The sequence below is a fragment of the Seleniivibrio woodruffii genome (assembly GCF_004339245.1).
Taxonomy (GTDB): Bacteria; Chrysiogenota; Deferribacteres; order Deferribacterales; family Geovibrionaceae; genus Seleniivibrio; species Seleniivibrio woodruffii.
Map to the genome: position 1 here is coordinate 76,600 of NZ_SMGG01000007.1, position 13,196 is coordinate 89,795.

Annotated in this window: 12 protein-coding genes; 11 read left to right on the forward strand and 1 reads right to left on the reverse strand. The window is 42.7% G+C overall.

The window, feature by feature from the left end; genetic code table 11:
• Window positions 1-145: 145 nt before the first annotated feature.
• The 11 genes from C8D98_RS12805 (at window position 146) to C8D98_RS12855 (ending at window position 12,879) form a co-directional block, all read left to right on the forward strand.
• Window positions 146-829: a hypothetical protein gene (locus C8D98_RS12805; RefSeq protein ID WP_132874562.1), complete on the forward strand. Its 684-nt coding sequence runs from the start codon at window positions 146-148 to the stop codon at window positions 827-829.
• Window positions 830-2,137 carry a type IV secretory system conjugative DNA transfer family protein gene (locus tag C8D98_RS12810; RefSeq protein ID WP_132874563.1) on the forward strand — a complete coding sequence of 436 codons (1,308 nt, stop codon included), beginning with the start codon at window positions 830-832 and terminating at the stop codon, window positions 2,135-2,137. It abuts the gene before it with no gap.
• Complete coding sequence (locus C8D98_RS12815; RefSeq protein ID WP_132874564.1) at window positions 2,134-3,714, forward strand: metal-dependent hydrolase; 1,581 nt, start codon at window positions 2,134-2,136, stop codon at window positions 3,712-3,714. The genes C8D98_RS12810 and C8D98_RS12815 overlap by 4 nt, the downstream gene beginning before the upstream one ends.
• Window positions 3,711-6,686 carry a conjugal transfer protein TraN gene (gene traN, locus C8D98_RS13820; RefSeq protein ID WP_207891282.1) on the forward strand — a complete coding sequence of 992 codons (2,976 nt, stop codon included), beginning with the start codon at window positions 3,711-3,713 and terminating at the stop codon, window positions 6,684-6,686. The genes C8D98_RS12815 and traN overlap by 4 nt, the downstream gene beginning before the upstream one ends.
• 450 nt (window positions 6,687-7,136) lie before the next feature.
• Complete coding sequence (locus tag C8D98_RS12825) at window positions 7,137-7,595, forward strand: S26 family signal peptidase (protein ID WP_145065552.1); 459 nt, start codon at window positions 7,137-7,139, stop codon at window positions 7,593-7,595.
• Between the two features lie 148 nt (window positions 7,596-7,743).
• On the forward strand, window positions 7,744-8,319 hold the full coding sequence (locus C8D98_RS12830) for a type-F conjugative transfer system pilin assembly protein TrbC (RefSeq protein WP_165871336.1): 576 nt from the start codon (window positions 7,744-7,746) through the stop codon (window positions 8,317-8,319).
• Window positions 8,312-10,483: a hypothetical protein gene (locus C8D98_RS12835; protein ID WP_132874567.1), complete on the forward strand. Its 2,172-nt coding sequence runs from the start codon at window positions 8,312-8,314 to the stop codon at window positions 10,481-10,483. Before C8D98_RS12830 ends, C8D98_RS12835 begins: the two co-directional genes overlap by 8 nt.
• A 216-nt stretch (window positions 10,484-10,699) precedes the next feature.
• On the forward strand, window positions 10,700-11,401 hold the full coding sequence (locus tag C8D98_RS12840) for a hypothetical protein (protein WP_132874568.1): 702 nt from the start codon (window positions 10,700-10,702) through the stop codon (window positions 11,399-11,401).
• Window positions 11,388-11,690 (forward strand): hypothetical protein, encoded by a 303-nt coding sequence (locus tag C8D98_RS12845; RefSeq protein ID WP_132874569.1) that lies wholly within the window; start codon window positions 11,388-11,390, stop codon window positions 11,688-11,690. The genes C8D98_RS12840 and C8D98_RS12845 overlap by 14 nt, the downstream gene beginning before the upstream one ends.
• The gene (locus C8D98_RS12850) at window positions 11,687-12,385 is read left to right on the forward strand and encodes a DsbC family protein (RefSeq protein ID WP_165871337.1); all 699 of its coding nucleotides are present in this window, start codon (window positions 11,687-11,689) and stop codon (window positions 12,383-12,385) included. The genes C8D98_RS12845 and C8D98_RS12850 overlap by 4 nt, the downstream gene beginning before the upstream one ends.
• Window positions 12,382-12,879, forward strand: a complete 498-nt coding sequence (locus tag C8D98_RS12855; protein WP_132874571.1) for a lytic transglycosylase domain-containing protein — start codon at window positions 12,382-12,384, stop codon at window positions 12,877-12,879. Before C8D98_RS12850 ends, C8D98_RS12855 begins: the two co-directional genes overlap by 4 nt.
• Window positions 12,880-12,974: 95 nt before the next feature.
• On the opposite strand, the gene C8D98_RS12860 is transcribed toward C8D98_RS12855, so the two are convergent.
• Entirely contained in the window at window positions 12,975-13,157 is a 183-nt protein-coding gene (locus C8D98_RS12860; protein WP_132874572.1) for an Rdx family protein, read from the reverse strand.
• Between the last annotated feature and the right edge of the window lie 39 nt (window positions 13,158-13,196).

Below are 13,196 nucleotides of genomic sequence, written 5' to 3' on the forward strand. Positions count from 1 at the left end.
ACGATGCCAAAAGCACTATCAACAGCATCAAAGACCTTGTTATGCGAGTCATCTCTGAGGAAGAGGATGAGAGGGACTACACAACTGCGTTCGATGAACTTTTCGGCATTTTAATGACAGATAGCAGCAGAGCGAGAACTGACATATGTGGCTGAAAGCATATATTGCCGAAATCTCAGAAATATATGGAATAAGCTCTGCTGAGGTTCAGAATGTCATTATTGAAACGGCAGAACAGTTCTATACTCATCTTCTACGCCATCCTGTTGTCTGCGAAATGACAAAAGACGGTATAACCATCAGAAAGTATAGTTTCAACGCTTTTGCTGTTTCTGAAGACACCGTCACACTGCAATCACACGACTTTAAAAGTTTGTCTGCAAGCCTTAAAGACCGTTTTGAGACCATTATGCTGTACAGAAAGCACAAATATTTATCAGGATACATTGGCAAGGCAATCAGGTGCACATTCTTAAAATATGATGATGGTGCATTTTGTTTTACCGAAGACGGCGGAGCGGGCAAAATACATGCAGTATGTTCAGACCGCAACATACCTCCGAAAGAAAGAAACAGATACTCATCTGGACAAAACCTATGGTTCATCGCATCAGGATTAATACAAATAAACGATCAGATTCTTTTCCGATTATCACGCACAGCCATGACTCTTGTTGATGAATTATTCAAGCTCAACGGCTCAAATGTGAAATGCATAAAGCGAATTCCGGGTGCCAAGAGTTACGTTCACGCAAAAAAGCACATTCCCAAGAAGCAGATTGTCTCCGTTGCCGGTGAACTCAATGAACGAATTATTGTGGAGTTCTGAATGCAGACAGTTGTCGGAACAGGACATAGAATAAAAGATAGAAGTAAAAAAGCAGCCCTGTCCATAAGCGATGCTGATCTCTCAGGGCACTCATGGGTTTTCGGAACAACAAGGGTGGGTAAAACCAGACTTATCGAGAATATTCTGGAACAGTCTATCAATAAGGGATACAGCACAGTCATCATTGACCCGAAAGGCGATGTTGAACTTTTCAGCAAAATAACACAGGTCGCACTGGAGGCTGGAAGAAAAGATGATTTAATGCTGATATCCCCAATATTTCCACAATACAGTCTCAAGATTAATCCCCTCGAATACTACTACATGCCTGAGGAGCTTGTCGGACACCTTGTATCCGGTATTGAGGTTGGTAAAGAACCTTTCTTTTACAATGTAGCATATGAAACCAGCCTGATGATTGTTCAGGCGTTTATGCTGATTACAAAGAAGACTTATGGGGAACGCTTCAATTTCAATGATGTCAAAGATGTTGTTTCCCATCATGACATCGAATCACTTCAAAAACAGATAGAATCAATAGGCGGCGATGATGCCACCGTTCAGCTTGCGGCAGATCTCAAAAAAATCGTTGATTCCGGAATAGACTATTACAACAAGGTATCATCATCACTCCGAGTAGCCCTTATGGAACTCACGCAGGGCAATATCGGTGAGATTATAGGCAAAGCCCGAGGGAATGCCGTTATCGAACGTCTGGAAGCCGGCAAAGGCGTTATCCTTGTTGCCCAGATAGGTTCGCTAATAACAAGAAAGGCCGCATTCACTGTAGGCAAGGTACTTCTCTCAATGCTCCAGTCATATGTCGGGCGTGTTTTCTCAAGCGGCAAAAAAGTACACCCAACACTTCAGATTCACATGGATGAAGCACAGAACGTCCTATACAAAGGCATTGATGATTTTTTCGCAAAAGCGGGCGGAGCAAGTGTTCAGCTTTTTGGATACAGCCAGAGCGTAAACCAGATTTATGCCGCTCTTAACGATATCTTTTATGGCAACACCATACTTGATAACACCAACAATAAAATGTTTTTCAAAGCTCCTGACTCAGAAACGGCTGAATACGTCTGCCGACATTTCGGCGTTGAAAAGCAGATGACTAGCATGATGAGCACATCGGGCGTTTTAAATATCAGAGAAACAGAAAACGATGTTCTCCAACCTCAGGATATTCTCGGATTATCCAGAAGAGAATTTTTCATGCTCAATTATGACGGCACATTTTTCGGCAAAACAAACAACGTCAGCGAGCTTTATGTTGATGTCGTGTATCCGGAGGCAACAGTATGAAGTGGAAAACCCATATAGCAATCGGTCTTTCATATGCCGCTGCATCCGGTAGATTTGAGATGCTTCCGGCAACGATGCTGGCAACCGGTGCAGTTCTTCCTGACATAATTGACAGGTCAATCTCATTTGGAATCGAATCCGTCTGGCAGAAGGTACACAGAAACATCAGCCACTGGTGGTTTATATACTTTGCACTAACCCTATCATGTATCTTCACAGGCATGCAGATGCCCTACTATCTTTTTATTGGCTGTATGCTGCATATATATGCAGACTCTCTCACCGTATCAGGTGTCCCATTTTTAAACCCTTTTGAAGCTGGTTATGGGCTAAGGAAAGCGAAAACCGGAAACTTATCTGAATATATTCTGGCTGGAATAATGGTGGGATTCATGTTTCTGATTGGATTCCTGCCAGTGCCAATATGGATGACTCTTACAGCAATTTTCATTCTCTCTGCCATATTTAACCACAAAGAACAAAACCCAATGCAACATGATAAAAAGCAAATCGCTTTATCTGAGCTGTCAAAACTATGGACAAAATACAATATAGACATTGCCCCCAATCAGAATGCCACAGCATTGGATAACCCACATTTCAGTAACAATCTGATAAATGAGTTTTATCAAGCCAACACCAAAGATATTCCGGAAACCCAGCTCAGCATAATCATTGAAATCCTGAACTACCTCGATGAACATGGAGATATATCCTCTGTATCAACCAATATAAAAGATATTTCGGCATACAATGAACCAGCACTCAGGCAAACTCTCTCAAAAGTCACATTGTTGCAGCACAGTATAAATACAGCCAATGAAATAATTTCTCGAAACAGAAAGCTCAACGCATTTTATAAAGGAGATATACTTATAGCGGCACTGGCACATGATATAGGAAAAATCTCAGCCGCAGACAAAATAAATATAGGAGAGCATCCTAAAGCATCCGTACTGTTTCTTAACAGCATTAACGGTTTTAAAGAACTTTCCCAAAAAACTGCAATAGAAGAGGCAATTCTTAACCACGACAGCACCGGCGGCGGCGAACTCGCCGAAAAGCTCAGAATTGCCAACACCGAAGCCAGAAAAAAAGAAGCCGCAACAAATAACCCTAATCAAGTCAAGAACACCATACTTGACGAAATAGACGCTGGCACTCTCATAGAAACACTAAGAGCCCGTATCAATGTCGCAAACGGCATTAAATTCGATGCTTTCAGCTTCGGAAGTGTTGTCTACTTTAAAACTGATGCATTCTGGAAAGCTGTTGCCAAAAGTATTCAAATATCGCCCGATACAAACTTTGAGGATGCTGAATACCGCAAGACTCATCTCCTCGAAGCCGTAAAAATACTCAATAAAACCGGATTCATAGATAACGACCTGCTTACTCCGGAAACATTTACCCAAATGTTTTCTATCACTTTTAAAGACGGCAGCACCCAAAAGATCTATGCAACTCCATTAAAACTTAAATCTTTCAACAACCCAGCAGAACTCGAAAACAACAAAACAGGAATACTTTCAGAAATTACTGCAGTTACACCTCTTTATCAGGAGAAAGGTAAATGAGATTGCTTCTTTTGCTGTTGATGCTTCCAATCAATCTTCTGGCGGCTCCGTATATCTGCGGCGACTCAGGTTTGATATATGATTCGCAAGGTTTCTGCAGCTCGGCATGTACAAACTGTACCGCTTTGATTTCTTCTGAAACATGCAGTTCAAATTATAAAAACTATGTCTATGATGAAACAAGAAATATCACCTATGCGGTTTCAGTCTCTTCCGGCAGATGGACATCATTTACATCCTCTGCAATTGTCAGAGACAGCTCTGCTAATGCAGTACTCAAAAGCATAACCAATTACAGTGGATTGGCGGCAGCGTGGATAGGACTGTATGACCCAGATAAATCCCAGAACCTCGGCTCATCTGACGATACAAGGTTTAAATGGCGTGACGGCAGCCTCTTAAATTATAGAAACTGGGCTTCTGGTCAGCCAGATAACGCATTTGAAAGTGCCGATATCGGAACTGTATCCGTATACGGAGAGCATTGGGTAATCATGGGTAATAACGGTCAATGGAGTGATGTCGGAGAACACTCAGGGCAAACATTATCATACCCAGCTCTTGTAGAATTCTCAGGACAGCTGGGCTGTGTAAAAGGAACTATCCCATCACAGGAAACAGCACCTGAAGACATTATCACTTCTTACTGTGCTACAAACCCGGATAAATGTTATCTCTGCACAGACACAACCGACATATATCAATGTACTGCCGGAACATCAGGTGGGTATCTTTGCCCAAAATCACAAATTGCCTGTGACGCTCAATGGGCAAATTCAAGTTGCTCATCGGGCGGCGTATTAAATCCGGCAACCGATAAATGTGAACTGAGTAGGAATGTAACTTGCCCAACAGGAATGTCTTTTGACACTAATCTTGAAGTATGTGTTTTAGCCGCTTCATGTTCTTCAGGCGGCGTATTAAACACCATAACAAACCTTTGTGAAATAACACTTTCATCGTCCTCGTGTCCGACAGGCTACGTTTATGATGCGGTCAATAACGGATGTACGAAAACACCAGACTGTTCCTCAGGATCTTATATCGCAGCAAATGACAGGTGTGAATTCTCCGTAACTTATACATGCCCGTCAGGTTACTCATATAACAGCGGGCTTGGAATATGCGAGGCTGCACCTGTCTGTACTAACGGGACCTACAACACGGCATATAATAAATGCCTGACCTCTGCAACGCTTTCCTGTCCTGTCGGGTATACCCAGAACGGAGCAATATGCCAAGCCGTTCCTTCGTGCACAAGCGGAAGCTACAATACCGTCACAAACCGGTGCGAAAGCGGCAATAATTACACGTGCTCACTCGGCGGTAGCTACAGCGATTCTGCCAGCTGCTCGACATCATGCAACTCGACTATTAATGCAACGGCTACATCCACCTACAAATGGATATTGACCTTTCCTGCTTATGACACTGTATGGGGTGATTATAACTCTGCCACATACAAAACTTGTACTGTTGATTTAAAAACCTGCTGGACATATGGACCAATGACAAGAGGCGGTGCATACTTCATACGAGACCGCTACTGGGCGACTGCTTACAAGAATGATGGCAGCATATATCTGTGCCTTGATATGAACGGAACATACAACTACACATGCTCAACCACAGTTGCAACTTACTATCCAGAAGGCACATCGTACTCTTGCCCATATGGTTGGTCAATTACGGGCTATAATGGCGACTTGTGCTATAAAACTGGCATATGCACTGTCGGTTCATGCCCATCAGGCACAACGGCTTCTGGTTCGCTTTGTGTGTCGTCTCCAAATTGCCCCAGTGGCGGTATTTTGAATACATCAACAGATAAATGCGAAATAGCAACTATCAACAACTGCCCTTCAGGAATGACATGGGACAGTGCTTTAAATTACTGTGTTGCCTCTCCCGTGTGCCTCAATTCAGGCACGCTCAATACTGTTACAGACAAATGTAATCTTAGTGTTACCACCAGCTGTCCTTCAGGCTACAACATTTCAGGTTCAGTTTGTTACTCTGCACCAATTTGCTCTTCAGGCAGCTATAACAGTACTCTGAATCTATGCCTATATTCCGCATCAAATCTATGCCCTGCTGGTTATAGTTTTGACTCAGCAACGGATAAATGTAGAATATCCCCGTACTGCTCTGTTGGCTCTTACAGCACAACGATTGATAAGTGTTCTGTTCTGCCAACAATATCCTGCTCAGGGGTTTACAGCTATAATTCGGCTTCCAAAATATGTCAGTCAGATCCGTCATGCAGCAGCGGAATATACAACACGAACCAAAACCAGTGTTTCACAGGCTATGCTTGCCCTTTCACCGGTCAGCCGTGCATAGAATTGAACAGTCAATGGCTCTGCAGTAAATACGGGTGTTACGATGCAAATGACCAGAGCAACTACGCCGAAGATGATACTGAGGAGGGGACAAACGATGTCCTTGCCGATGGCGAAAAGGATAACTCAGGAAACTGCATCGGTACGATTTATATTTTTAACGGAAATGATAGAAGGTGCCGTAAATCAGGTGTGCAAACCGGATTTTCAGACTGCTGTAAAAAGAAAAAAGATTGGTTCGGATTGGCAAAATGTAACCCAACGGAGCAATTATTATCTACTCTCAGAAACTGGGGAGAGCTGGACGGGCAATGCCATGAAATCGGCGAATATTGCTCCTCAAAATTCCTCGGTGTATGTGTGCAAAAGAAAAAGACTTACTGCTGTTTCGGTAGCCCATTGGCAAGGATTATACAGGAACAGGGAAGACCACAACTCAATGTTGGCTGGGGAGATCCAAAATCGCCTAACTGCAGCGGCTTTACCCCTGAAGAGTTTCAAAAGCTGGACTTCAGCAAAATCAGCTTCGATGAATGGATAAATGAATATGTAGCACCTGAGCTCACAGAGAGCATTACAGACAATATCAAAGAAACATTTGAAAACATCACGTTACCTGAAAACAATTAAAAACTTTCTTGTAGCATGCTAAATCTCAGACTATGCATGCCACAAGATCATTTTTACAGAAGGTGCTGCCAACATAACAAATAGAGATACTTTTTTGGCATAATAAAAAAGTTACTATTTGAAAAATCAACAGTGACGTATAGCGTTTGAAAGACTCAGTCTTTCAACTTTTACACGCCATCTAGTCTACCAGTCTCAATGCAGATTGTTTTATGCCACAACTAATTTACATCGAGAACTTAGCTTATAGACCACCCATAATAAAGAGGGCTTCCAATAAAACACCTCCTCTGCTACAGCTTTACTTGCAGCATCTTAAATATTTTAATAGCAATATACATGCCAATTTTCTATTTGTCAAGTTTTACCATAATTCTATGAAGACGATCGCAATCACACGTAGTTATTAACCCCTACCTCATTCTCTAACAAAGAGAATGAGGCATCTTTGTGCAAAAAAGAAAACTTCTGACAATATGTTTGGCTGTTGCTATTTGCATGGTCATCATAGTATTAACTTGTCGCAATATCGGGGTAAACATCTCTGAATCTGTACCATTTCGGGTATACTCCATCGATAAAACGGATAAGCACTTCTCCTGCGGATCTTACGCACTCTTCTATTTGACAAAAGATCCTCTGAACATCCTGCCTGACAAAGTTAAGCTCGTAAAAAGGATTGCCTGTGCTCCGGGCATGAGTCTGAACTCATCTAAAGAAGAATTCACGTGCGATGGCAAACTCATTGCCATCCGCAGGGACAAAGCGAATATGAAATTCTCGTTTAATGGAACAGTACCAAAAGGCATGTATTTTATGTCCGGAGACCATTTCCGCAGTTATGACTCAAGAATCTGGGGGTTCCTCAATGAAAAAGATATTATTGCCGTTGTTCATCCTATTTTTTAACTGTGCGGTTTATGCCGAAACAGTGCAAAACCTGAACCATGAGTTGGTAAACAAACTGCATGAGCTTAATCAAACCAAACAGGCACAGACAGAAGTAATAAAGAATACTGACATGAGCAAACGTGTAACTGATTTTGGCAATAATGATATGTCTAATCTACTGAACAGAGTTCAGGAATATAAAGGAAAGCTCTCATCCGATTTCGGGTATGAAGATGACTCAGAAAAGACATGCTACGAAAAACGTGAGCTTGGCGAAATCAGTCTTTATGTTTTTATCAGCTCCTCTATTCCGGAAGAAACCTTAAAGACATATGCTGCAGACCTCAAAAAACTCCCCGGTGCGGTGATGGTTCTCAACGGTGTTATCGGAGGAGCCAGCAAGATAATGCCCACCGTTGACCTTATTTCCAGAATCTCTTGCGGTAAAAATGTGAGTGAGCTTAAAACAGAAAACTCTGACTGCACTATGGCACGCACTGACATCAATCCATATCTCTTCAGGGCATTCGGAATAGATAAGGTTCCGGCTTTTGTGATGGCTGACTTCCCATACAGCCAGATAATGATGTCTGCATCGCAGGGGCAAAATATCCCTGACAACAGTTTTCTGAAAATATCCGGAGATCCAACACTGGAATATGTTCTGGAACATTTCAATTCCGCTGGAAACAAAGATGCAGCTGATCTGCTTATTCGGCTTCGGAGCGGATACTATGATTAAGATAATATTCACAATCCTCATCATCTCAGCCTGTGCATATGCCGACAATAAATCTGACGCTCAAACGAGAGCAAACACGCTAGGAACATCGCTTTCCGGCACATATTCAGACACCGGAAACATCAAGAATAAACTGTATAATCCAGTCACCTCTGACACAAAAATGCAAACACTGAATCAGTCATGGAAGTGTGCTGATAAATCCACCCCATATGAAAGTCAATCAGCCTGCAATGACTCCTGTTCAACACCGTGCACAGTATATTCCTTCGATGCGAAGCTCCAATGCTCATCGTCCACTGAAGCCATTATTATTACTCCATACAGCTTTTCATCCGGTGGTGAAGTCTCTCTTAAAATCCAGTACGACACCGACCTTGACTGGAGCATAGACAGCTCTTTTACGACATCGAACATATCAGGTTTCTGCTCCAACGGATATGTATCCTGCACTCCGGGCACGTTCAATAACTGCAAATATTATGAATTCGGGATTAAGCATAAATGCGGAACAACAGAATATAACACTTATAGAGAATGCGATGCCGCATGCTCTGGCGTGTGTAAGCCATCGGACAACAAGGTTCTGGCATTTCAAAGAAGTGTCTCTGAAATGAAGTATTCTGGAGGATGCTTCTGTTCCAACTCTTCATGCGGTTCCAGCTTTAACGGTGTATTTCAGAATGCATTGAGCTATTTTGGGGGAGGCATAACCGCACATGCCATGAAGGAATTAGGATTTGCTCTGATTGACACCGACATAGATTCATCGACACTTTCAGTCAAATACTACGCTGCAAATGCGGCATCATGCCTCGATTCTTCAGATGATAAAACTGACACATTAAAGAGCTTTTATCAGGTAGGCAGCATACATTATGACGAAGAGCTAACAGAGCAAATGACGGACAGCGAGAGCCTTTATAATACCGTAACGGCACAGAGCAACAAAACCGCAAAAACAAGCAGTTGCAGTGTCACAAATACTCCGGCGGCAATTAACTCCACACCCAGCCAGACGCTTCTCATAACCGCTGGGCAGGTCGGCAACAACTACTGGTGCTCGTCATGCTCCATGCACTCAATAACAAATGAATTCACCATTGCAGACAAAAACAATGTCACTGAATTCAAACTTACATCGGTAAAATTTGATGACTGGATTAAGATAACGCTGAACGGTTATGTGGTTTATGTTGGACCTTATGGTGGTGACAGGCTGAGCATTGTTGATGGCCATGTGCAGTATTCAGCCACCGGAACCGGAAGCTGTGAGCTCGGAACCAGCTGGAGCAAATCGCCAAACGTTGACTTCAAGAATTATCTCGTAAACGGCACCAACACACTTAGAACCGATGTCGTTGTAGCAGGTTGCGGAGAGGGTTATGCATATTTTCAGGGAGTAGAGGTCGGTAGCGATAATCTCGGAGTTACCAGACACAACAGTTGCTCCATATATGAACAGGATTCAAACTGCAGACTATACAGCGAGACAGTCAACGGCACATATGAAACAGTCGTAAACTATACTTCCACAGGAATTATCCCAGGCAGTACGTGCACAACAGTGCAGGGTTCTTCCGGAACATATGTGGTATGCGATTACGGAGACAGAATAGATCAGGTTTCATCAAAGAAAAATGTACCTCTTCTCACAGGAGGCACCGGCGTTGTCACCAGCAATACTCCTGTAACTATCTCCTCACAAAATAACGGTAAGGATTGGTTCTTAATCTCCAGAACATACATCTGTCAGGATGGCTCATCATATAACTTTACTGAAGCAAAAAAGCAGGCTGACCTTGTCGGTTCAACTATCAACAGGGATACCGGAGATTTCAGCTACTATTCTGACAGCGGTATATCCTCAGGCAACGCAAAAATAGACACTATGTCATATGACACCTGTTCTTATACCTGCACTGTTCAAACAGGCAATCAGGACACAACACTGTTCCCTGACCAAACCACCAGAAACACCACAACTGCCGTTGTTAAAGAACAGCGTCCATGCGGAAGAGAAAAGATATGCCCGTATGACTCTGCCAGTGAAACATTAATTTCAGACTGTACCTGCACAAACTCATTCAACGAAGTCATATCGTTATTCAGCTCGGTGAATGATGCGGTACACGACATGATTTGCAGTAGCACACCTAATTAGAGGGATATAAATGATAGAACTATATCAGAAAATTACATACTTCATCCTTTCAATGTTTTCAGGACGACTGGCAGAAGCCATCAGTATAACTCTGCTTGTCTCTGCCGGTTGGATATCAATTAAAAGAAAGTCATTCAGGTTTGCCACCATACTGATATTTCTTTCAGCACTCATATCTTTCGGATCAACTTTATTTGCGTTTTTCAGGGGGCAATAATGGCAGAGCAAGTAATTCCCATGGATACTGAAGGCACAAGAAAAAAGCCTGTAGGGCTTCTTGAGGCTGTGAGTGAAATCCAGCTGTATTATGTTGCAGAGTCTGGCGGCAGTGAGCTACCGGAACACTACGTCACACTGGAAAGGCAGATGGAATATTTTGTGATAGGTTTCAAAAGCGTCCTGCATGGCGGGCTTTTCACAATCCTGTTTATGCCTCTGCTCATAGGCGTGCTTGATGACAAAATACATATCTTCGGACACGTCCACAGAACCATGCTCGACAATGTTTACATGTTTGCGATGACACTGCTGTTTTCTCTGTCATACGCATTCTTCTATGTGTATTCATCAGGCTTCAATGCCGGTGCAGTCACCAGAAAAATGATATTGAACCTTTACGGCGGCGTAACCTTTGGCAGCATACTGAAAGCAATCGTATCTATCATTGTTTACCACATCTTCTATTTCTATGTCGTCACGGACAGAAATGTATTTGTTGTTCTTCAGAACCTCAGGTTTATCCGTGCACACGTGCGGAATGACATCTTTTACTGGATTCACGACACCAAGGATGTCCTCATCAGCAGCTCCATGTGGGTGTTCTTCACATCCTTGTGCACAGTCATAATGTGCTGGATTGCATATTTTGTTTCAGAAAATAGAAAAAAATCGAAGGAGAAAGAATATGGCTGGAAATAGTAAAGGCAGCGAATATCTGAACCGTAAGCTGGAGCTTGCCGGAAGACCGGACAGCAAAGTGGTTATGACCAGAACGCCGGAAAGCCACATCCTCTATCTGATTATGTCGCAGGCGGATATTGGGATAAGCACCCTGAAAATGAGATTGTTCCAGGAAGGATATTCTGCCGATGAGGTGGAATCGTTGATAAAAGAGTTTTACGCCAAGTGCAGGGAGCTTGAAAAGGTGGTCGAGAAAATTAATACAAAATGCGGATTCAAATACAAAAAAGCAAAGGAGCTAGCATGAAAAAAATTATCTGTATCGCCCTGTTTCTGTTCAGTTCAATGTCTCTTTATGCGGAGGAGAACATTAATCCTGATGAAATCAGAGCAAACATCGGCAAGGCATTTGCAAATATGCCGGTGGGAGAGATCAGAGAGTCCGAGATATCCGGTTTGTTTGAAATAGAAACCGGCAACAACATCATCTATTCTGACGGCAAATATCTCATGATGGGGCATATGTTCGATTTCTTAGGTAAAGACCTTACACAAGAAAAAATCAACAGCCTGATGACAAAGAAAGCCTCTGAGATTGATAAAACACTGGCGATTAAAGTCGGTAACGGCAAAAAAGAAGTAGTTGAGTTTACAGATCCGGAGTGCCCGTATTGCCTCAAAGCTGAGGAATTTTTCAAAGGAGCCAATGTAACAAGACTTCTGCTCTTTATGCCGCTGCCCTTTCATAAAAACGCCGAACGGCTCGCCGTACACATCCTCTGTTCATCGACACCGGCGACAGAGTATCAGAAAGTGCTAAAAGAAGTGTCAGCAGGCAACGCCGACAACTTTAAAACAATCAGCTGCGATGCCGGAAATGAACGTCTTCAAAAGATGGTTGAAACAGCCCAGAATCTTGGTGTTCGTGGAACGCCATTTTTCATCATAGATGGCAAAGCTGTCAGCGGTGCAGATCCAGCTATACAGCAAATGATAAAATGAAAAGGATTATCTTGATTGTAATCATACTTTTGGCCTGTGGAATATCACAGGCCTCTGTCTCACCTGAAATTCTGTCTGCAACAAAATACGCCTCAAAGAGAACAGGTATTCCGGAGTGGCTTATTCTTTCTATTGCTCATGTGGAGAGCGGGTTCAATCCATATGCGGTCAATGTGGCAGGGAAAAGTTATCAGCCAAAAACAAAAGAAGAGGCATACGCTATTATCAGAAATGCCGCTTCAGCTGGGAAAAGTTTTGACGTTGGGGTTATGCAGGTGAACAGCTTCTGGTTCAAGAAATTCAACATCCCATATCACTATGGTCTGGATCTCCAGAACAGCTTTGTCATGGGTGCCGAAATCCTCAGAGAAGAAATCCTCCGCAATGGCAACAACTGGCTGTCAGTGGGGTATTATCATAGTAAAAATGTTAATTTAGCCGTTAAATATTTTCAAAAGATTAAGTATCAATCGGAAAATTACAATTTGAGATAGAATTTAATTATCTCAGTAAGTTACCATACAAGAAAATGTGCATTCTGTTAAAAAATGAGACCGCAAAATAGCGGTCTCAACAATGGTATTGCTCATCAGAACCCTTTGCAAAGAGAAACTATTTCGCCCTCTTCGGGGTAGCGTTTTCTTACCAGTCTCGAAAAAACAACTGCACCGTCGACAGTCACGGCAAACTCACTCTTCTTTGGTCCCGGCTCATATGTAATATCTGCATTTGGGAAACTCTCCTGAAGTTCTGCGGCGAGACCCGCCGCCAATGGTTCGTGGCCTCAGCTGGGGCAATAGATTATTTCAAT

Bases quoted from the DNA above. Each gene is read 5' to 3' on its own strand.
- C8D98_RS12805 (WP_132874562.1), top strand. From the start codon at position 146: ATGTGGCTGAAAGCATATATTGCCGAAATCTCAGAAATATATGGAATA.
- C8D98_RS12810 (WP_132874563.1), top strand. From the start codon at position 830: ATGCAGACAGTTGTCGGAACAGGACATAGAATAAAAGATAGAAGTAAA.
- C8D98_RS12815 (WP_132874564.1), top strand. From the start codon at position 2,134: ATGAAGTGGAAAACCCATATAGCAATCGGTCTTTCATATGCCGCTGCA.
- traN (WP_207891282.1), top strand. From the start codon at position 3,711: ATGAGATTGCTTCTTTTGCTGTTGATGCTTCCAATCAATCTTCTGGCG.
- C8D98_RS12830 (WP_165871336.1), top strand. From the start codon at position 7,744: ATGTCTAATCTACTGAACAGAGTTCAGGAATATAAAGGAAAGCTCTCA.
- C8D98_RS12835 (WP_132874567.1), top strand. From the start codon at position 8,312: ATGATTAAGATAATATTCACAATCCTCATCATCTCAGCCTGTGCATAT.
- C8D98_RS12840 (WP_132874568.1), top strand. From the start codon at position 10,700: ATGGCAGAGCAAGTAATTCCCATGGATACTGAAGGCACAAGAAAAAAG.
- C8D98_RS12845 (WP_132874569.1), top strand. From the start codon at position 11,388: ATGGCTGGAAATAGTAAAGGCAGCGAATATCTGAACCGTAAGCTGGAG.
- C8D98_RS12850 (WP_165871337.1), top strand. From the start codon at position 11,687: ATGAAAAAAATTATCTGTATCGCCCTGTTTCTGTTCAGTTCAATGTCT.
- C8D98_RS12855 (WP_132874571.1), top strand. From the start codon at position 12,382: ATGAAAAGGATTATCTTGATTGTAATCATACTTTTGGCCTGTGGAATA.